General features: G+C 69.3%; 15 protein-coding genes. 10 read left to right on the forward strand and 5 right to left on the reverse strand.

The window, feature by feature from the left end; translation table 11 throughout:
- Nucleotides 1–248: 248 nt before the first annotated feature.
- Nucleotides 249–557: a co-chaperone GroES gene (groES, locus tag G6048_RS37405; protein ID WP_033323236.1), complete on the forward strand. Its 309-nt coding sequence runs from the start codon at nucleotides 249–251 to the stop codon at nucleotides 555–557.
- A 103-nt stretch (nucleotides 558–660) separates the two neighbouring features.
- Nucleotides 661–2,286: a chaperonin GroEL gene (gene groL / locus G6048_RS37410; RefSeq protein ID WP_165344046.1), complete on the forward strand. Its 1,626-nt coding sequence runs from the start codon at nucleotides 661–663 to the stop codon at nucleotides 2,284–2,286.
- A gap of 129 nt (nucleotides 2,287–2,415) precedes the next feature.
- On the opposite strand, the gene G6048_RS37415 is transcribed toward groL, so the two are convergent.
- The 3 genes from G6048_RS37415 to G6048_RS37425 all read right to left on the reverse strand — a co-directional run bounded on the left by G6048_RS37415 (nucleotide 2,416) and on the right by G6048_RS37425 (nucleotide 4,764).
- Nucleotides 2,416–3,123 (reverse strand): ester cyclase, encoded by a 708-nt coding sequence (locus G6048_RS37415; RefSeq protein ID WP_165344047.1) that lies wholly within the window; start codon nucleotides 3,121–3,123, stop codon nucleotides 2,416–2,418.
- Between the two features lie 125 nt (nucleotides 3,124–3,248).
- Entirely contained in the window at nucleotides 3,249–4,022 is a 774-nt protein-coding gene (locus tag G6048_RS37420; protein ID WP_165344048.1) for an SDR family NAD(P)-dependent oxidoreductase, read from the reverse strand.
- A gap of 76 nt (nucleotides 4,023–4,098) precedes the next feature.
- A complete protein-coding gene (locus tag G6048_RS37425) occupies nucleotides 4,099–4,764 on the reverse strand; it encodes an MOSC domain-containing protein (RefSeq protein ID WP_165344049.1) in 666 nt (221 codons plus the stop codon).
- 80 nt (nucleotides 4,765–4,844) lie between these two features.
- Between G6048_RS37425 and G6048_RS37430 the strand changes: the two genes are divergently transcribed.
- The gene (locus tag G6048_RS37430) at nucleotides 4,845–5,741 is read left to right on the forward strand and encodes a LysR family transcriptional regulator (protein WP_165344050.1); all 897 of its coding nucleotides are present in this window, start codon (nucleotides 4,845–4,847) and stop codon (nucleotides 5,739–5,741) included.
- A gap of 69 nt (nucleotides 5,742–5,810) precedes the next feature.
- On the opposite strand, the gene G6048_RS37435 is transcribed toward G6048_RS37430, so the two are convergent.
- Nucleotides 5,811–6,140 (reverse strand): WhiB family transcriptional regulator, encoded by a 330-nt coding sequence (locus G6048_RS37435; RefSeq protein ID WP_165344051.1) that lies wholly within the window; start codon nucleotides 6,138–6,140, stop codon nucleotides 5,811–5,813.
- Between the two features lie 398 nt (nucleotides 6,141–6,538).
- Here G6048_RS37435 and G6048_RS37440 point away from each other — a divergent pair, with 398 nt between their 5' ends.
- The 4 genes from G6048_RS37440 to G6048_RS37455 all read left to right on the forward strand — a co-directional run bounded on the left by G6048_RS37440 (nucleotide 6,539) and on the right by G6048_RS37455 (nucleotide 10,940).
- Complete coding sequence (locus G6048_RS37440) at nucleotides 6,539–7,150, forward strand: response regulator transcription factor (RefSeq protein ID WP_003948568.1); 612 nt, start codon at nucleotides 6,539–6,541, stop codon at nucleotides 7,148–7,150.
- Nucleotides 7,151–7,406: 256 nt separating this feature from the next.
- Nucleotides 7,407–7,994, forward strand: coding sequence for a sigma-70 family RNA polymerase sigma factor (locus G6048_RS37445; protein ID WP_033323245.1), 588 nt, complete (start codon nucleotides 7,407–7,409; stop codon nucleotides 7,992–7,994).
- Between the two features lie 175 nt (nucleotides 7,995–8,169).
- Complete coding sequence (guaB, locus tag G6048_RS37450) at nucleotides 8,170–9,675, forward strand: IMP dehydrogenase (protein ID WP_165344052.1); 1,506 nt, start codon at nucleotides 8,170–8,172, stop codon at nucleotides 9,673–9,675.
- Between the two features lie 140 nt (nucleotides 9,676–9,815).
- Nucleotides 9,816–10,940 (forward strand): GuaB3 family IMP dehydrogenase-related protein, encoded by a 1,125-nt coding sequence (locus tag G6048_RS37455; RefSeq protein ID WP_165344053.1) that lies wholly within the window; start codon nucleotides 9,816–9,818, stop codon nucleotides 10,938–10,940.
- A 558-nt stretch (nucleotides 10,941–11,498) separates the two neighbouring features.
- Here G6048_RS37455 and G6048_RS37460 read toward each other — a convergent pair.
- On the reverse strand, nucleotides 11,499–12,704 hold the full coding sequence (locus G6048_RS37460; RefSeq protein WP_165344054.1) for a nucleotide sugar dehydrogenase: 1,206 nt from the start codon (nucleotides 12,702–12,704) through the stop codon (nucleotides 11,499–11,501).
- Nucleotides 12,705–12,976: 272 nt separating this feature from the next.
- On the opposite strand from G6048_RS37460, the gene G6048_RS37465 reads away from it, so the two are divergent.
- The 3 genes from G6048_RS37465 to G6048_RS37475 form a co-directional block, all read left to right on the forward strand.
- Nucleotides 12,977–14,683: a glycerol-3-phosphate dehydrogenase/oxidase gene (locus tag G6048_RS37465; protein WP_165344055.1), complete on the forward strand. Its 1,707-nt coding sequence runs from the start codon at nucleotides 12,977–12,979 to the stop codon at nucleotides 14,681–14,683.
- Between the two features lie 123 nt (nucleotides 14,684–14,806).
- Complete coding sequence (locus G6048_RS37470) at nucleotides 14,807–17,080, forward strand: serine/threonine-protein kinase (protein WP_165344056.1); 2,274 nt, start codon at nucleotides 14,807–14,809, stop codon at nucleotides 17,078–17,080.
- Nucleotides 17,081–17,245: 165 nt separating this feature from the next.
- The coding region (locus G6048_RS37475; RefSeq protein WP_165344057.1) for a protein kinase at nucleotides 17,246–18,620 on the forward strand (1,375 nt) is incomplete at its 3' end.

Raw genomic sequence — 18,620 nt, forward strand, 5'->3', positions numbered from 1 at the left:
CCCCTGGGGGCGGAGCCCCCAGGGGGCTCCGGCACCACCGCAGGGTGCCCAAACCCGCGAACACGCCGGAGGCGATTGGCACTCCGCTTGACCGAGTGCTAATCGCGGTCATAGTCTCAGGTCTGGCACTCCCCACTGGAGAGTGCCAACAACGCGACGGGCAGGTCCGGCACCCGCGACGACGGATCGACCTGGTCGCCACCTCAGACAGTTAACCCCGTGAGATCTCCGAAGGGGGAGGTCGGATCGTGACGACCGCCAGCTCCAAGGTTGCCATCAAGCCGCTTGAGGACCGCATTGTGGTCCAGGCCGTCGAGGCCGAGCAGACCACGGCCTCTGGCCTGGTCATCCCGGACACCGCGAAGGAGAAGCCCCAGGAGGGCGTCGTCCTCGCCGTGGGCCCGGGCCGTTTCGAGAACGGCGAGCGCCTGCCGCTCGACGTGAACACCGGTGACATCGTGCTGTACAGCAAGTACGGCGGCACCGAGGTGAAGTACAACGGCGAGGAGTACCTCGTCCTCTCGGCTCGCGACGTGCTCGCGATCATCGAGAAGTAATTCACCCAGGTTTGCTTTGAACTGCGCCCCTGGCCCCCGCGACCACTAAGAAGCCGGGCGCCGGGGGCGCAGTTCGTATTTCCGAAAGGACTGACTCAGCTCCATGGCGAAGATCCTGAAGTTCGACGAGGACGCCCGTCGCGCCCTCGAGCGCGGCGTCAACAAGCTGGCCGACACGGTCAAGGTGACCATCGGCCCCAAGGGCCGCAACGTCGTCATCGACAAGAAGTTCGGCGCGCCCACCATCACCAACGACGGCGTCACCATCGCCCGCGAGGTCGAGGTCGAGGACCCGTACGAGAACCTCGGCGTCCAGCTGGTGAAGGAGGTGGCGACCAAGACCAACGACGTGGCGGGTGACGGTACGACCACCGCCACCGTGCTGGCCCAGGCTCTGGTGCGCGAGGGCCTGCGGAACGTCGCCGCCGGCGCGTCCCCCGCCGCCCTGAAGAAGGGCATCGACGCGGCCGTCGCCGCGATCTCCGAGGACCTGCTGGCCACAGCGCGCCCGATCGACGAGAAGGCCGACATCGCCGCCGTCGCCGGGCTTTCCGCCCAGGACCCGCAGGTCGGCGAGCTGATCGCCGAGGCGATGGACAAGGTCGGCAAGGACGGTGTCATCACCGTCGAGGAGTCCAACACCTTCGGTCTCGAGCTGGACTTCACCGAGGGCATGGCCTTCGACAAGGGTTACCTGTCGCCGTACTTCGTGACGGACCAGGAGCGTATGGAGGCCGTCCTCGACGACCCGTACATCCTGATCCACCAGGGCAAGATCTCCTCCATCCAGGACATGCTGCCGCTGCTGGAGAAGGTCATCCAGACCAACTCCTCCAAGCCGCTGCTGATCATCGCCGAGGACGTCGAGGGCGAGGCCCTGTCGACCCTGGTCGTGAACAAGATCCGCGGCACGTTCAACGCGGTGGCCGTGAAGGCCCCCGGCTTCGGCGACCGCCGCAAGGCGATGCTCGGCGACATGGCCACCCTCACCGGTGCCACCGTCATCGCCGAGGAGGTCGGCCTCAAGCTGGACCAGTCCGGTCTCGACGTGCTGGGCACCGCCCGCCGCGTGACCGTCACCAAGGACGACACGACGATCGTCGACGGCGGCGGCAAGTCCGACGACGTCGCGGGCCGTGTCAACCAGATCAAGGCCGAGATCGAGACCACGGACTCGGACTGGGACCGCGAGAAGCTCCAGGAGCGCCTCGCGAAGCTGGCCGGCGGCGTCTGCGTGATCCGTGTGGGTGCGGCCACCGAGGTCGAGCTCAAGGAGAAGAAGCACCGTCTGGAGGACGCCATCTCCGCGACCCGCGCCGCGGTCGAGGAGGGCATCGTCTCCGGTGGTGGCTCCGCGCTAGTCCACGCCGCGAAGGTCCTGGAGGGCTCCCTCGGCAAGACCGGCGACGAGGCGACCGGTGTCGCCGTCGTCCGCAGGGCCGTCGTCGAGCCGCTGCGCTGGATCGCGGAGAACGCGGGCCTCGAGGGCTACGTGATCACCTCCAAGGTGGCCGAGCTCGACAAGAACCAGGGCTTCAACGCCGCGACCGGCGAGTACGGCGACTTGGTCAAGCAGGGCGTCATCGACCCGGTCAAGGTCACCCGCTCCGCCCTGGAGAACGCCGCCTCCATCGCCTCCCTGCTCCTGACGACCGAGACTCTGGTCGTCGAGAAGCCGGCCGAGGAGGAGCCGGAGGCCGGGGGCCACAGCCACGGTCACTCCCACTGAGCGCTGACGAACGGTAGGGCGGTACGTCCCTGACGACGCCCGGTGAGAGGCCCGGTACCCCACGCGCGGGGTGCCGGGCCTTTCGCAATACGCCCTAGAGCAGCCCTAGAGCTTGAGTCGCAGCAAGCCCTAGATCTCAAGCTGGTCGAGCACCCCGAGCTGGGCCATCAGCCCCAGCCGGTCGTACTGCCACCAGCCCTCGACGATCTTGCCGTCCTCCCGGCAGCGGAAGATGGTCGTCCCGGTCATGCTGACCGTCCTGCCCGTCGACGGAATCCCCAGGAAGTCACCCTTGTGGGTGCCGTTCCAGGTCCAGCGCGTACAGACCCGGTCGCCCTGGGCGATCTGGTCCTCGAGGGTGAACGTGAAGTCGAAGGCTCCGCGCCACATCCCCATCTCGCGCCGTATCGCGTCGAGTCCGATGTTGTCCTGGTCGTTGGCGGGATCGTGATCGTGGTAGTTCTCCGCGATCAGGTCGTTGAGCGGGGGCAGTTCACCCTTCGTGGCGATCGCTTCGAAGAGCCTGCCGGCATTGGCCGCGTACAGCTGCTCGTCCCGTACGACGTCCAGGTCCGTGAAGGTCGGCATCTCCTCGCAGAGCGCCACCATCTCGCGGAAGACCTCGTCCGTCTCGGGCAGATTCGAGTTCCGCATCGCCTCCTCGTACGACGGGAACTCGACGATCTCGATGATGTGCGACGAGTCGGACCGGTCCTTGCCGATCAGACTGTGCGTCGCCGTCCGCTTCCCCTTGGTCCGCTCGACCCAGGTGTCCATCAGCCGGTTCACCTCGTCGAACCGGCTCGTCTTGCAGTCGATGAGTTGCACAAAGGTCATGACGCCGCCTCCAGCCCCCCTGACTCCGGCTGAATCCCCCATTTTAGTGAAAGTCGCCCAGGAGTGTCTTAATTGAATAAGCGACTTGAAATTTGAAATGGGGGCAATGCGGTGGTGGCCGGACGCTACTGAGGCCCGTATTTCCGTCCCGCTCTCGAACTGACCCCGCCGAGCAGACCGCGCGGGGCAACCTTCACCACGCCCATGATGGCCTTGTAGCGCGGGTCGGGGATGGACAGCGACTTGCCGCGGGCCAGGTCCGCGAGGGCCGTCGTGACCAGCTTGTCGGCGTCGAGCCACATCCAGTTGGGGATGTTGTCGGTGCCCATCCCGGCCCGCTCATGGAACTCCGTTCGCACAAAACCTGGGCACAGCGCCATCAGTCGGACCCCGGACCCGGCCAGGTCCTTCGCCACGCCCTGGGTGAACTGCACGACCCAGGCCTTGGACGCCCCGTAGGTGCCACGCGGCAGGAACGCGGCCACCGACGCGACGTTGACGACACCCCCACGCCCCCGGTCCCGCATGGACTCCGTCGCCGCCGAGGTCAGCCGGAGCACCGCCTCGCAGTGCACCTTGAGCATCGTCAGCTCGTCCACCATCGGTACGTCCAGATAGCGGCCCTTGTTGCCGAAGCCGGCGTTGTTGACCAGCAGGTCGACCGGGTGCTTACGGTCCGACAGGCGGGCGGACACCCCCTCGATGCCCTCGTCCGTCGCCAGGTCCGCCGACAGCACCTCCGCCTCGATGCCGTGCCGGTCGTGCAACTCGGTCGCCTGCTCACCGAGCCGCTTCTTGTCACGCGCCACCAGCACGAGGTTGTGGCCGTCGGAGGCCAAGCGCCGCGCGAAGGCGGCACCGATGCCTGCGGTCGATCCCGTAATCAGAGCCGTTGTCATGGCACAAGGCTATTGAGTGCGCGCCGGCTCACGCGCACCGGATTCTCGGATTCCGCCCCATCGGGGTGACGGTCTGTCAATTCTGCCGCGCCATATAGACCCGCGCCCTTTCGATCGCCTCCGGATGCAGCGCGTCGCCCGCCGCGAGCAGCCGCGGCAGCAACTCCCGCTCGTTCGTGACCGCTCGGAACTGGAAGGTGACGGTCACCTCGTGGTCCGGCCGGTGCACGATCTCGATCGGGTCCCCGGCCCGTATCTCCCCCGGTTCGATCACCCGCAGATACGCGCCGGGCGCCTCCTTCCGCGTGAACCGCCTGACCCATCCCTTCTCCCCGAGATGGCCCTGGAAGGTACTGCACGGAATCCGCCCGCTGGTGACCTCGAGGACCACCTCGGAACCGATCCGCCAGCGCTCCCCGATCTTCGCGCCGGACACATCGAGCCCCTCCGTGGTGAGGTTCTCGCCGAAGGCGCCGCCGGCCAGGGTGCGCCCCAACTCCCGCTCCCAGTCGTCGAGATCCTCGCGCGCGAAGGCATATACGGCCTGGTGATCCCCGCCGTGATGCGGCGTGTGACATACGGCGTCCCCGGCCACCCCGCTGGCGCCGACCCCCTTGGGTCCGGGCGCCGCCACCCGCACCGGGCCATCCACCGGCCGCTTGTTGATCCCGGTCACTCGCTCAGGCTGATCCGTGTGCTCGGTGACCTCGGGCCGGCCCAGATTCACAGACAGAAGCTTCATATCGGCACGCTATGGGATGGGTGGCCAAAGGTGCGACGCAATATTCGGCAACGTATCCAAGATGCGCTTATGCTCAGGACGTGATCGAGGCCCGTCATCTCCGTGTGCTGCGCGCCGTGGCCGCCACCGGTTCCTTTTCGGCGGCGGGGCGCGAGCTGGGCTGCACCCAGCCCGCCGTCAGCCAGCAGATGAAGGCCCTGGAAGCCTCCGTCGGTACGCCGCTGCTGATCCGCACGGGCCGCGAAATGCGCCTCACGCAGGCGGGGGAGGCGCTGGTGCGCCATGCCGTGGGCATCATCGCCGGACTCACCGCCGCCGAGGAGGAGGTCGCCGCGATCGCGGGTCTGCGTGCGGGCCGGGTCCGCCTGGTCTCCTTCCCCAGCGGCAGCTCCACGCTCGTACCGACCGCACTCGCCGCCCTGCGCGCCGCACACCCCGGCACCCGGGTCTCCCTGGAGGAGGCCGAGCCGCCGCACTCGGTCGGGATGCTCCGCGAAGGCGACTGCGATGTGGCACTGGCATTCCGGTACGAAGGCGCGGGGAGCGCCGAGGAGTGGGACGACCTGGTGGTACGGCCCCTGCTCAGCGATCGCCTCGTCGGGCTCGTACCGGAGGGGCACCGGCTGGCCGGTGCGGAGTCGGTCGCCATCGGTGAACTCGCCGGGGACCCGTGGATCGCGGGCTGCCCCCGCTGCCGCGGCCAGCTCGTCGAGGCCTGCGAGAGCGCCGGCTTCACCCCTCGTATCGACTTCGCGACCGACGACTATCCGGCGGTGGTCGGTCTGGTCGGCGCGGGTCTCGGCGTCGCCGTCCTGCCGGAGCTCGCCATCGAGTCCGTACGCCCCAAGAGGGCACGCACGGTGACGGTGGAACCCGCGCTCCGGCGGGAGATCGTCGCGCTCACGCTGCCCGACCTGGCTCAAGTGCCCGCGGTGGCGGCCACGCTGAACGAGCTGGCCCGCGCCGCGGCACGCTGAGGACAGCGCGTCCCCCAGCAGAGCATCCCCTGTTGTGCACACCCTGTGCAAAAACGTTTCTTCGATTGTTCAGTTGTTCGATGAGAGGCCTCCGCTCGGCGCCGAGGCCGAGACGAGCCGGTTGCGGGCGCGTCCCATGAGCTCTTCGCGTTCGTCCTCGGTGAGTCCGCCCCATACCCCGTACGGCTCGCGCACCGCCAGCGCGTGCGCCGCGCACTCCGCGCGTACCGGGCACCTCATGCAGACCTCTTTGGCCGAGTTCTCGCGAGCGCTCCGGGCTGCCCCGCGCTCGCCCTCCGGGTGGAAGAACAGGGAGCTGTCGACTCCACGGCAGGCCGCGAGGAGCTGCCAGTCCCACAGATCCGCGTTGGGTCCGGGAAGGCGGGAGAAATCTGCCATTGCGTTGTCCCCTTGTGGCCGTTCAGGCGGATGCATGCCCATGATCGCGTGTAGACGATCTAAGGAGATGAAAATATGACTCATTGCGAATCTAGCTACAGACACCAGCGAATGGGAAGAAAAACGTCTGAATGGGGCATGCCTTGTGATGAAACCTTGTGGGTCCTTTGCCGGCGTCTGCGCCGTGTCCGCCCCCTCACGTAGAGTGCCGAAGGTGGCTCACCGCCCCGTAACTCTTTCGAGTGACCGTCGTTGAGAGTGCTGAGGCGGTTGAAGGAACAAACGCTCGGTCGGACGGCAGAATCCGTCGGCGAGTGTCGACCGCACAGGTGACGATTCGTACCAGCCTGGAGGCTCAAGGTGACGCGCAGCAGCTGTGAGAGCCGCGGAGGACAGCCATGACATCGGTCCTCGTCTGCGACGACTCCCCGCTTGCCCGAGAGGCGTTGCGCCGCGCGGTCGCGACCGTGCCCGGCGTCGAGCGTGTGACGACGGCGGCCAACGGCGAGGAAGTCCTCCGCCGCTGGGGCGCCGACCGCTCGGACCTGATTCTGATGGACGTACGCATGCCCGGTCTGGGCGGCGTGGAGACGGTCCGGCGGCTGTTGTCCGCCGATCCCGGTGCGCGCATCATCATGCTCACCGTTGCCGAGGACCTGGACGGGGTGGCGCTCGCCGTGGCCGCCGGTGCTCGTGGCTATTTGCACAAGGACGCCTCGCGCGCGGAGCTGCGGGCGACTGTGACGCAGGCACTCGCCGACCCGACCTGGCGGCTCGCCCCGCGCAGGCTGCGCTCGGCCGAGATGGGTGCCGCGCCGACGCTCACCGCGCGTGAGATCCAGGTGCTCGAGGGCATGAGCCACGGCCGGTCGAACGCGGAGATCGGCCGTGAGTTGTTCCTCTCGGAGGACACCGTCAAGACCCACGCCCGGCGCTTGTTCAAGAAGCTCGGCGCCTCGGACCGCGCCCACGCGGTGGCGCTCGGATTCCGGTGGGGTCTGGTCCGTTAGGTGAAGTGCAGCGGGGGTAGGAAAACCCCCGCCTGCCGCGTGGTGGGCGGGGGTGGGGAGAGGGCCCGACAGGTGCCCGCTGCTCGTTTCGGCGAGGATGCCGCATCCTTGAGGTGTGGAGTTCCTCGGGGACGAGTCGATCGAGCGGGAGGGGAGGGCGCAGGAGATGAGTTCCGGCGCACCTGCTCATAACGCTTCGGTGCACAACAACGGACGCGGTGCCACGGAACGGACGACGCCAGGGCACCATGGACCGATGCGCGACGACGAGGCGGCCACTGCCCAAGGGGCGATTGGTTCGCTCGTCCATCGTGCTGTCGACGGCGACGAGCAGGCCACGCACGATCTGCTCGCCCATGTCCATCCCCTCGCGTTGCGCTACTGCCGCACCCGGCTGTCCCGGCTGCCCGGTGACGCACGGCACTTCGTCGAGGACCTGGCGCAGGAGGTCTGCGTGGCGGTGCTCCTCGCACTGCCGCGCTACAAGGACACGGGACGCCCCTTCGAGGCCTTCGTCTTCGCCATCGCCGCGCACAAGGTCGCCGATCTGCAGCGCGCCGCGATGCGCCATCCCGGCTCGACGGCCGTGCCCTCGGACGAGATGCCCGAGCGGCCCGACGACTCCCTCGGCCCAGAGGAGCGCGCTCTCCTCAGCAGCGACGCCGAGTGGGCCAAGAAGCTCCTGGCGAACCTTCCGGAGAACCAGCGCGAGCTGCTGCTCCTGAGGATCGCGGTGGGCCTCACGGCCGAGGAGACGGGACAGATGCTCGGGATGTCGCCGGGAGCGGTCCGGGTTGCCCAGCACCGGGCGCTGAGCCGCTTGCGGGCGCTGGCCGAGCAGTAGGACCGGCTTCCGGGATCCCTGGATTCGCGGCAGTCGGCGCAGGTGGTGAACGACGAAGCCACCAGGCCCGTACGCACCGACGAAGCGGCGGAGCAGCCATGGTGTGGAATCAGACCCCCCAGTTCGCCGTTAGCATGGACATCCGCACCGATCAAGGCCATTTGGGGAAGGTGTCATGACTGCCAACGTCGACGGAGTGCCCGAGAAATTCGCGACACTCGGGCTGACCTACGACGACGTGCTGCTGCTGCCGGGCGCGTCGGAAGTGCTTCCGAGCGCGGTCGACACCTCGTCCCGCATCTCCCGCAACGTGCGCGTGAACATCCCGCTGCTCTCCGCGGCGATGGACAAGGTGACCGAGTCCCGAATGGCGATCGCCATGGCGCGACAGGGCGGCGTCGGCGTACTCCACCGCAATCTGTCCATCGAGGACCAGGTCAACCAGGTCGACCTGGTGAAGCGCTCCGAGTCCGGGATGGTCACCGACCCGATCACGGTGCACCCGGACGCGACGCTCGCGGAGGCGGACGCGCTGTGCGGCAAGTTCCGTATCAGCGGTGTCCCGGTGACCGACGGCGGCGGCAAGCTGCTGGGCATCGTCACCAACCGCGACATGGCCTTCGAGACCGACCGCTCCCGTCAGGTGCGCGAGGTCATGACCCCGATGCCGCTGGTCACCGGCAAGGTCGGCATCTCCGGTCCGGACGCCATGCAGCTGCTGCGCCGCCACAAGATCGAGAAGCTTCCCCTGGTCGACGACGCGGGCGTCCTCAAGGGCCTCATCACGGTCAAGGACTTCGTCAAGGCCGAGCAGTACCCCAACGCCGCGAAGGACGCCGAGGGCCGCCTGATCGTCGGTGCCGCCGTGGGCGCCAGCCCCGAGGCGCTCGAGCGGGCCCAGGCGCTGGCCGAGGCCGGGGTGGACTTCCTGGTCGTCGACACCTCGCACGGCCACAACAGCAACGCCCTGAGCTGGATGTCGAAGATCAAGTCGAGTGTCCGCGTCGATGTGATCGGCGGCAACGTCGCCACCCGTGACGGCGCCCAGGCGCTGATCGACGCCGGCGTCGACGGCATCAAGGTGGGCGTGGGCCCCGGCTCGATCTGCACCACCCGGGTCGTCGCCGGCATCGGCGTCCCCCAGGTCACCGCGATCTACGAGGCGTCCCTCGCGGCCCTTCCGGCGGGCGTCCCGCTGATCGGTGACGGCGGCCTGCAGTACTCCGGCGACATCGGCAAGGCGCTCGCCGCCGGCGCCGACACGGTGATGCTGGGCAGCCTCCTCGCCGGCTGTGAGGAGTCGCCCGGCGAGCTGCAGTTCATCAACGGCAAGCAGTTCAAGTCCTACCGCGGGATGGGCTCGCTGGGCGCGATGCAGTCCCGGGGCCAGGGCCGGTCGTACTCGAAGGACCGCTACTTCCAGGCCGAGGTGGCATCCGACGACAAGCTCGTGCCCGAGGGCATCGAGGGCCAGGTGCCCTACCGCGGCCCGCTGGCCAACGTGCTGCACCAGCTCGTCGGCGGTCTGCGCCAGACGATGGGCTACGTGGGCGCGGTCTCCATCGACGAGATGGAGACCAAGGGCCGCTTCGTACGGATCACCTCCGCGGGCCTCAAGGAGAGCCACCCGCACGACATCCAGATGACGGTCGAGGCGCCGAACTACAGCCGCAACAAGTAGGCGTACGAGGTCGAAATCGGCCTCCCACGCGCGCGTGCGGCACGACACAAGGGCGGCCCCGGAGTCTTTCGGGGCCGCCCTTGTCATAGGCGTCGGTGATACTGGAAGACGCTGAAACGAAGAGGGAAAGGCCACAGAACGTGACTGAGATCGAGATCGGGCGCGGCAAGCGCGGCCGCCGGGCATACGCCTTCGACGACATCGCCGTCGTCCCCAGCCGCCGTACGCGAGACCCGAAGGAGGTCTCGATCGCCTGGCAGATCGACGCCTACCGCTTCGAGCTGCCCTTCCTGGCCGCCCCCATGGACTCGGTCGTCTCTCCGGCCACGGCCATCCGCATAGGAGAGCTGGGCGGCCTCGGCGTACTGAACCTCGAAGGCCTCTGGACGCGGCACGAGGACCCGCAGCCGCTCCTCGACGAGATTGTGGAGCTGGACGCCGACAACGCGACGCGTCGCCTTCAGGAGATCTACGCGGCTCCCATCAAGGAGGAGCTGATCGGGCAGCGCATCAAGGAGGTGCGCGACTCGGGCGTGGTCACCGCCGCCGCGCTCTCGCCGCAGCGCACGGCCCAGTTCTCCAAGGCCGTCGTGGACGCGGGCGTCGACATCTTCGTGATCCGCGGTACGACGGTGTCGGCCGAGCATGTGTCGGGGGCCTCCGAGCCGCTGAACCTGAAGCAGTTCATCTACGAGCTGGACGTCCCCGTCATCGTCGGCGGCTGCGCCACGTACACGGCTGCGCTGCACCTGATGCGTACGGGCGCGGCCGGTGTCCTGGTCGGCTTCGGCGGCGGCGCCGCGCACACCACGCGCAACGTCCTGGGCATCCAGGTGCCGATGGCCACGGCGGTCGCGGACGTGGCGGCGGCCCGCCGGGACTACATGGACGAGTCCGGCGGACGGTACGTCCACGTCATCGCGGACGGTGGCGTCGGCTGGTCCGGAGACCTCCCGAAGGCCATCGCCTGTGGCGCCGACTCCGTGATGATGGGCTCTCCCCTCGCGCGTGCCACGGACGGCCCCGGCAAGGGCCACCACTGGGGCATGGAGGCCGTCAACGAAGAGCTGCCGCGCGGCAAGAAGGTCGACCTCGGCACGGTCGGCACGATCGAGGAGATCCTCGCGGGGCCGTCCCATACGCCGGACGGTTCGATGAACTTCTTCGGGGCGCTGCGGCGGGCGATGGCGACCACAGGGTACAGCGAGCTGAAGGAGTTCCAGCGGGTCGAGGTCACGGTGGCGGACTCGCAGCACAAGCGGTGACGTGACGCTGCGCTCGGCTTGAATGGAGGGAGGGGCTCGGTTGCCTGTGTGGGCGACCGGGCCCCTTTGCCGTGCCCAAGTGGGCTGTTGGGAGCGCGGGTTGTGAGAGGGGGGCGCGTGGTTGCGTTTGGGGCGAATGTGGGCTGAACGGGCGTAGTGGGGCGATAGTGTCCGTGATCGGCGACCCGGTTCTCTGGGGCGCCCCCTTCCAAGGAGAACGTTTCCGGACCCCGGCGCTCGGGGCCCGGCCCGAGCTCCAATGGACCGTCCCCCGGGCCAATGGGCGGCGTCATGGAAGGGGGCGCACCCATGGGGCGTCACCGCAAGCCCACCCGCTGGGACCGAATCCGTCTTCGGATGGTGAAGTTCCGGAGGAGGTGCATCTTGTGGATTTACGGCCGGTGAGCGGCCGCCCCTACAACAACTAAGGGCGGACACCCGTAACCGTCGGGAGCCCGCCACCGGGCTAACGAGGCGGGTTCCCGCTCCCGTACGCTACCGACGCGAGAGTGCCCGCGCCACCAGCCTCAGAAGCACAACCCTCGCACGCGCCCCCCTTCACAACCGATGCGCCGCCCCCGTAGGCGTAGCCCCCCGCGTATCCAGCAGCAACTGCGCCTTCACCGAAAGCCCCTGGAGGTCGTACGTGCGGTGGTGCTGGAGGAGGATCGTCAGGTCGGCGTCGGCGGTGGCCTCGTAGAGGGAGTCCGCGCGGGGGATCGGGTGGTCCAGGACGCTCCAGGACGGTACGTACGGGTCGTCGTAGGTGATGGCGGCGCCCAGTTCCATCAGCCGGAGTGCGATCTCGCGGGCGGGGGAGCCCTGTTGGTCGGCGTGGTCGGGCTTGTACGTCACGCCGAGGAGGAGTACGCGTGCGCCGCGGGCCGACTTGCCGTGTTCGTTGAGGAGCGTGGCCGCGCGCTGGATGACGTACTGGGGCATGTGGTTGTTGACCTGCTGGGCCAGTTCGACCATGCGCAGGGCGCGGGTTCTGGGGCCCGCGAGGTCCCGGGGGACGGCGTGGCCGCCGACTCCGGGGCCGGGGCGGAAGGCCTGGAAGCCGAAGGGTTTGGTCTCGGCGCAGCGGATGACGTCCCACAGGTCGACGCCCAACTCGTGGCAGAGGACGGCCATTTCGTTGACCAGGGCGATGTTGACGTGCCGGTAGTTGGTCTCAAGGAGCTGCACGGTTTCCGCTTCGCGGGGGCCACGCGCGCGTACCACCTTGTCGGTGAGGCGGCTGTAGAAGGCGGCGGCCGACTCGGTGCAGGCTGGGGTGAGGCCGCCGATGACCTTCGGGGTGTTGGCGGGGGTGTGGTCGCGGTTGCCCGGGTCGACACGGCTGGGTGAGTAGGCGAGGTGGAAGTCGCGGCCCGCGCGCAGTCCGGAACCCTCTTCCAGAAGAGGCCGCAGGAATTCCTCCGTGGTCCCCGGGTACACGGGGGATTCCAGGATCACCGTGGTGTGCGGGCGAAGCTGCGTGGCCAGGGTGCGCGCGGCGTTAGTCACCTGGGACAGGTCGAGGCCGCCGTCCGTGCCGCGGGGGGTGGGTGCGCAGATGACGGCGGTGCGTACGCGGCCGAGTTCGGCGGGGTTGGTGGCCGGCCGGAAGCCTGCCGCGAGCATCCGGCGCAGGTCGGCGGCGGACAGCGGCGCGGGGTCGCCGCTCTGGTAGCCGAGCGTGGGGATGCCGGCGGTGGCGGCGGCCTGGGCCAGGGGCAGGCCGAGCTGGCCGAGGCCGATGACGGCGAGATCTGCGGGCATGGCGGTGGGCCGTCCTTCCCAATAGCCGAGACGGGACAACGGCGCAAGCCCTGTGGACAGAACGGGCGAGCGCAATGTCAGACTAGGAGTAAATATGACCGATTTGCGGGATTGGTCGGTGGTGATTCCGTGCGAGTCGCCGAGGGTTGTCCACAGGCTGGCGGTGGGTGGTGGCCGAAGTCGCGCAACGCCGTCAGACTTTGAGCGTGGGAGATGTGGACCGAGCCTCGCCGAACAGATGAGGCCAGCTCGACGAACAGCGGGAGGCAGCGGTGAGGGCAGCGACACTGGGACCGGCGGAGCGCGCCGAGTCACTCGCATCCATGGCCGAGCACGAGCTGGATCTGCTGGTCGTGGGCGGTGGTGTGGTCGGCGCGGGCACCGCACTGGACGCCGCGACCCGCGGACTGTCCACCGGCCTGGTCGAGGCGCGTGACTGGGCCTCGGGCACGTCGAGCCGGTCGAGCAAGCTCATACACGGCGGACTGCGCTATCTGGAGATGCTCGACTTCGCGCTCGTACGGGAGGCGTTGAAGGAGCGCGGACTGCTGCTGGAGCGGCTGGCGCCTCATCTCGTCAAGCCTGTGCCATTCCTCTATCCGCTGCAGAACAAGGGCTGGGAGCGGCTGTACGCCGGATCGGGTGTCGCGCTCTACGACGGCATGTCGATGGCGCGCGGCCATGGACGCGGGCTGCCGATGCATCGTCACCTGACCCGCCGTAGTGCCCTGCGCGTGGCGCCCTGCTTGAAGAAGGACGCGCTGGTCGGGGCACTGCAGTACTACGACGCACAGATGGACGACGCCCGCTATGTGGCAACTCTGGTGCGCACGGCGGCGGCGTACGGCGCGGAGGTCGCCAACCGCGCGCGGGTGACCGGCTTCCTGCGCGAGGGCGAACGGGTTGTCGGTGCCAGGGTGCAGGATGTGGAAGCGGGCGGGGAGTACGAGATCCACGCCAAGCAGGTCGTCAACGCCACCGGGGTGTGGACGGACGACACCCAGGCGCTGGTGGGGGAGAGGGGGCAGTTCCATGTACGGGCGTCCAAGGGCATCCACCTCGTCGTGCCCAAGGATCGGATCCACTCGACTACGGGGCTGATCCTGCGGACCGAGAAGTCCGTGCTGTTCGTGATCCCGTGGGGGCGGCACTGGATCGTGGGCACGACGGACACCGGCTGGGACCTGGACAAGGCGCATCCCGCTGCGTCCAGCGCGGACATCGACTATCTCCTGGAGCACGTCAACTCCGTGCTGGCGGTGCCGCTTTCACGCGACGACGTGCAGGGGGTGTACGCGGGGCTGCGGCCGCTGCTGGCCGGAGAGTCGGACGCCACCAGCAAGCTGTCGCGCGAGCACACCGTGGCGCATCCGGTACCGGGGCTCGTGGTCGTGGCGGGCGGCAAGTACACGACGTACCGCGTGATGGCCAAGGACGCGGTGGACGAGGCGGTGCACGGCCTCGCCCAGCGCGTCGCCGAGTGCGTCACCGAGGACATTCCGCTCATCGGCGCCGAGGGGTACCGGGCGCTGTGGAACGCGCGGGCGCGCATAGCCGCGCGGACCGGGCTCCATGTGGTGCGCGTGGAGCACCTGTTGAACCGGTACGGGGCGCTCGCCGAGGAGGTGCTCGACCTCATCGCCAAGGACACGTCACTGGGCGAGCCGTTGCCGGCCGCGGAGGACTATCTGCGCGCCGAGATCGTGTACGCCGCCTCGCACGAGGGGGCGCGGCACCTGGACGACGTACTGACCCGGCGTACGCGCATCTCGATAGAGACGTTCGACCGCGGGACGCGCAGCGCGCGGGAGGCCGCGGGGCTGATGGCACCCGTGCTCGGCTGGGACAAGGACCAGATCGAGCGTGAGGTGCAGCACTACGAGAAGCGGGTGGAGGCCGAGCGGGAGTCGCAGCGGCAGCCGGACGACCTGACGGCCGACGCGGCACGACTGGGGGCGCCGGACATCGTGCCGCTGTAACGCAGCGTGCCCCTCGCCGGGGTTGCGGATGACGCATTCCGCTTGTGGGCACCCTGGGCACTGACTGGTCGTCGGATGAGGGACAATGGAGGCTCTGTCGGGGCGGGTTGCATGAGGGGACGCATGTCGGAGCCGGAGCGGGACGAGACATCTCGTCAGGACAAGAGTGAACGTCTCCTCGCCGGTCGGTACCGGCTGGGGGAAGTCCTCGGCCGCGGCGGCATGGGCACCGTGTGGCGGGCCAAGGACGAGACGCTGGGCCGGACGGTCGCCGTCAAAGAGCTGCGGTTCCCGTCCAGCATCGACGAGGACGAGAAGCGGCGGCTGATCACGCGCACCCTGCGTGAGGCCAAGGCGATCGCGCGGATCCGGAACAACGGCGCGGTGACGGTCTTCGACGTGGTCGACGAGGACAACCGGCCGTGGATCGTGATGGAGCTCATCGAGGGCAAGTCGCTCGCCGAGGCCATCCGCGAGGACGGGTTGCTCACCCCCAAGCGCGCCGCGGAAGTCGGTCTCGCCGTCCTCGACGTACTGCGTGCCGCGCACCGCGAGGGCATCCTGCACCGTGACGTGAAGCCGTCGAACGTGCTCATCTCCGAGGACGGCCGGGTCGTGCTCACCGACTTCGGTATCGCGCAGGTCGAGGGCGACCCGTCCATCACCTCGACCGGCATGCTCGTCGGCGCGCCCTCCTACATCTCGCCCGAGCGGGCGCGCGGCCACAAGCCGGGCCCCGCCGCCGACCTCTGGTCGCTCGGCGGTCTGCTGTATGCCTCGGTGGAGGGTGTGCCCCCGTACGACAAGGGCTCCGCCATCGCGACGCTCACCGCGGTGATGACCGAGCCGCTCGAACAGCCCAAGAACGCCGGGCCGTTGGAGAAGGTCATCTACGGGCTGCTTGTAAAGGACCCCGAGCAGCGGCTCGACGAGGCGGGTGCGCGGGCGATGCTCACCGAGGTGATCCATGCGCCCGAGCCCAAGGAGACCGAGCCCGAGCCGGAGCCGATGGAGGCGACCAAGGTCGTGCCTTTGCCGGACGTGCCGGAGGCCCCCTCGAAGAACTCGAAGAAGGGGAGTTCGGGCGGTGGTGCCGGGAGCAGGCCGGGCAAGGCGAGCAAGAAGGGTGAGGAGGCGGCCGAGCGGCTGCTCGGGGCGTTTCGTTCCGTACGGAAGAGTGCTGCCGCTTCGGCGGGAGCGGCCTCGGCGGCGGTGGCCGGGGTGCGCGGGAAGTCTGACGGTTCGGCCAAGGACTCCGCAGGCTCCAACGGCTCCGCAGGCTCCACCGAGTCTGCCGGCTCGGACCGGGCCGTCGAGTCCGCAAGCTCCGCTGAGGCCGCGAGCTCCGCCAAGCCTGCCGAGTCCGCTGGATCCAAGGGTTCCTCGGATTCCTCCGGGAAGGGCGCGGCTGCTACGAGCGAGAAGGCGCCCGTCGGAGAGAAGGCCGTCGGCGAGAAACCAGCAGGAGAGAAGGCCGAGGGCAAGGCCGACGACAAGGCCGAGGCCCCCGCGAAGGACCGTGAGACAGCTGCCGTCGGGCTGAGTTCCGCCGGAGCGAACTCCCCTGCGGCGAGCGGCACATCGGGGGCCGGTGGCGGGACGCCACCGCCCACCACCCCCAGGGCGCCGCTCAGCGATGTGGTGTCGCGGCGGACGTTGATGATCGTCGCGGTGGTCGTGGCGCTCGCCGTGCTGGGCACGATTCTCGCTGTCGTGCTGGACGGCGATGACGATGCCGGAGCCCAGGGCCACAAGGGCGGAGGCGACAAATCCGCGTCCAGCGGGGCGAACGCCGGAAGCGACACCAAGCAGGACGAGAACAGCGGTCCAGGCACGGACGGCGGCGAGAAGCCGGAGTCCGCTGCCGGAGCCTCCGGAAGCCCGAGCACGGGAAGTACGCCGAGCCCGAGCCCGACGCCGAGCGGGTCCGGTGGGGCGAACGAAGGCGGCGAGGGCTCGAAGGACATCGCTGCGTCGACGTACAAGGCAGACCAGGGGTACTCGATCGGGCTGCCGAAGGGGTGGAAGTACCAGTCCACGAGCGCGAGCGGGGACAGGTTCGCCGGCCCCGACGGGCAGGAGCTGCTGGTCGCCTGGACGTCCACGCCCAAGGACGACCCCGTGGCGGACTGGAAGAACCAAGAGCAGTTCATGGGGCGGTCGCAGTACCAGCGGATCCGAATTGAGAAGGTGGGCTACCGCGGCTGGAACGCGGCCGACTGGGAGTTCACGTTCACGGAGGGCGGGACGAAGTACCGCTCGATCGACCGCGGGTTCGTCGTCAACGACCGGCTCGGTCACGCGTTGATGTACACGGCGAAGGCCTCGGCGTGGGAGAGCAAGCTTCGCCGGGACACCTGGCAGACACTCACGCGGACGTTCGAACCGAAGCCCTGAGGGATACAAGAGGGATACGGGAGTCTTGAGATCTCGCATCCCCTCACTGCGAGTTGCCTCCGGCACGTATCGTGAGTGGTTGCGGACCGTACGCAGCCGGATATGCGGCCACAACGGGACGCATGACGAACGGATTTGACCGACCGGGTGGCCGGGGGAGGCGTCGTGGACGACTATGCGGGACGGGTACTCGCCGACCGCTACCGCCTTCCGCTGCCTCCCTCGGACGAGTACGAACTCGCCGAGAGCCGGGCCTTCGACACCTACAGCGGGCAGGAAGTGCTGGTCAGGCAGGTGCCGTTGCCCGAGGTCGTCGAGGCGGAGGTGATCGACGCCGACGGTCTGCCCGACGGGTTCGTGGCGCGGGACGGCGGGGTGCGGCGGTCGGCCGCGCGGCCCACGCGGCGGCCCACCGAGCCCGCCGTGCGCCGGGCGATCGAGGCCGCGCAGGCGGCGGCGCAGATACCCGACCATCCCCGGCTCGACCAGGTCTTCGACGTGTTCGCCGAGGGCGGGTCGCTGTGGATAGTGAGCGAGTTGGTGCCCGCCCGGCCGCTGGCGGCGCTGCTCGCGGAGCGCCCGCTGAGTCCGTACCGGGCCGCCGAGGTCGCCGCCGACGTGCTGACCGCGTTGCGTGTGCTGCATGCGCACGGCTGGGTGCACCGGAACATCACGGTGCGTACGGTGCTGGTCTGCGACGACGGCAGGGTGATGCTCACAGGGCTCGCGGCCGGGGCCGCGGAGGAGGCGCTGTGCGGCTACGACCCGGTGCCGGTTGCGGAGGGTGAGCGCGACGGGGGCCCTGAGAGGGTCGATTCCGGTTCCGCTTCCGGAACGGGCGCAGGTTCGACGGGGACGGGTTCGCCGGGCCCGCACGGGCCATCCGGACAACATGGACCCGGTCAGCCCGGTCAGTCGGGCAGCCCCGGTCACTACGGCTCGCCCGCCGTTCCCCACACCCGCGTCCCCGGTGGCGACCGGTCCGCCGTAGAGGCGGCGCCCGGCGGCCATGGAGCCGTCGCTCCCGTCGCGCAGCCGCCGGTCGCCGGGCGGCGGGCGTTGGAGCCGGGCAATGACGTGCGGGCAGCTCGGGCCGGAGCCATCGCGGCCTACCGTGCCGGTGCGCGGGCCGCGGCGCGCGTGCACGAGGAGCAGCGGGACGGACAGCACGGAGAGAACGCGGCGTTGCCCGGCCCGCGGCCCCGGTCCGCCGAGGGTGACACCGAGGCCGGGCAGACCTCCGCGTACGGCGTGGAGCACTCCGCGCCGCCCGGTCAGATCGCCGACCCGTACGGGCCGAACCCCTGGCATGGGGCCGTCCCTCGCACCGGCGCCCCCGCGCTGCCCGGCAACGGCCAGGGCCAGGGCCGGCCCGCGCTCCCGGGCCAGTCGAACGGCGCCGGAACGGGCATACCGGGTAACGGAATGGGCGCCTCAGCCGCGGGAACCGACATACCGGGGAGCGAAGCCGCCCCCGAGGCAAGCGGCATACCCACCCAGCCCACCGACCACCGCACCGACCCCCACGCTCCCGACCACC

Source organism: Streptomyces ureilyticus (genome assembly GCF_011045025.1).
Taxonomy (GTDB): domain Bacteria; phylum Actinomycetota; class Actinomycetes; order Streptomycetales; family Streptomycetaceae; genus Streptomyces; species Streptomyces ureilyticus.

Coding starts and splice junctions, on each gene's coding strand:
- groL (WP_165344046.1), top strand. CDS start 661: ATGGCGAAGATCCTGAAGTTCGACGAGGACGCCCGTCGCGCCCTCGAG.
- G6048_RS37415 (WP_165344047.1), bottom strand. CDS start 3,123: ATGACCTTTGTGCAACTCATCGACTGCAAGACGAGCCGGTTCGACGAG.
- G6048_RS37420 (WP_165344048.1), bottom strand. CDS start 4,022: ATGACAACGGCTCTGATTACGGGATCGACCGCAGGCATCGGTGCCGCC.
- G6048_RS37425 (WP_165344049.1), bottom strand. CDS start 4,764: ATGAAGCTTCTGTCTGTGAATCTGGGCCGGCCCGAGGTCACCGAGCAC.
- G6048_RS37435 (WP_165344051.1), bottom strand. CDS start 6,140: ATGGCAGATTTCTCCCGCCTTCCCGGACCCAACGCGGATCTGTGGGAC.
- G6048_RS37440 (WP_003948568.1), top strand. CDS start 6,539: ATGACATCGGTCCTCGTCTGCGACGACTCCCCGCTTGCCCGAGAGGCG.
- G6048_RS37445 (WP_033323245.1), top strand. CDS start 7,407: ATGCGCGACGACGAGGCGGCCACTGCCCAAGGGGCGATTGGTTCGCTC.
- guaB (WP_165344052.1), top strand. CDS start 8,170: ATGACTGCCAACGTCGACGGAGTGCCCGAGAAATTCGCGACACTCGGG.
- G6048_RS37460 (WP_165344054.1), bottom strand. CDS start 12,704: ATGCCCGCAGATCTCGCCGTCATCGGCCTCGGCCAGCTCGGCCTGCCC.
- G6048_RS37470 (WP_165344056.1), top strand. CDS start 14,807: ATGTCGGAGCCGGAGCGGGACGAGACATCTCGTCAGGACAAGAGTGAA.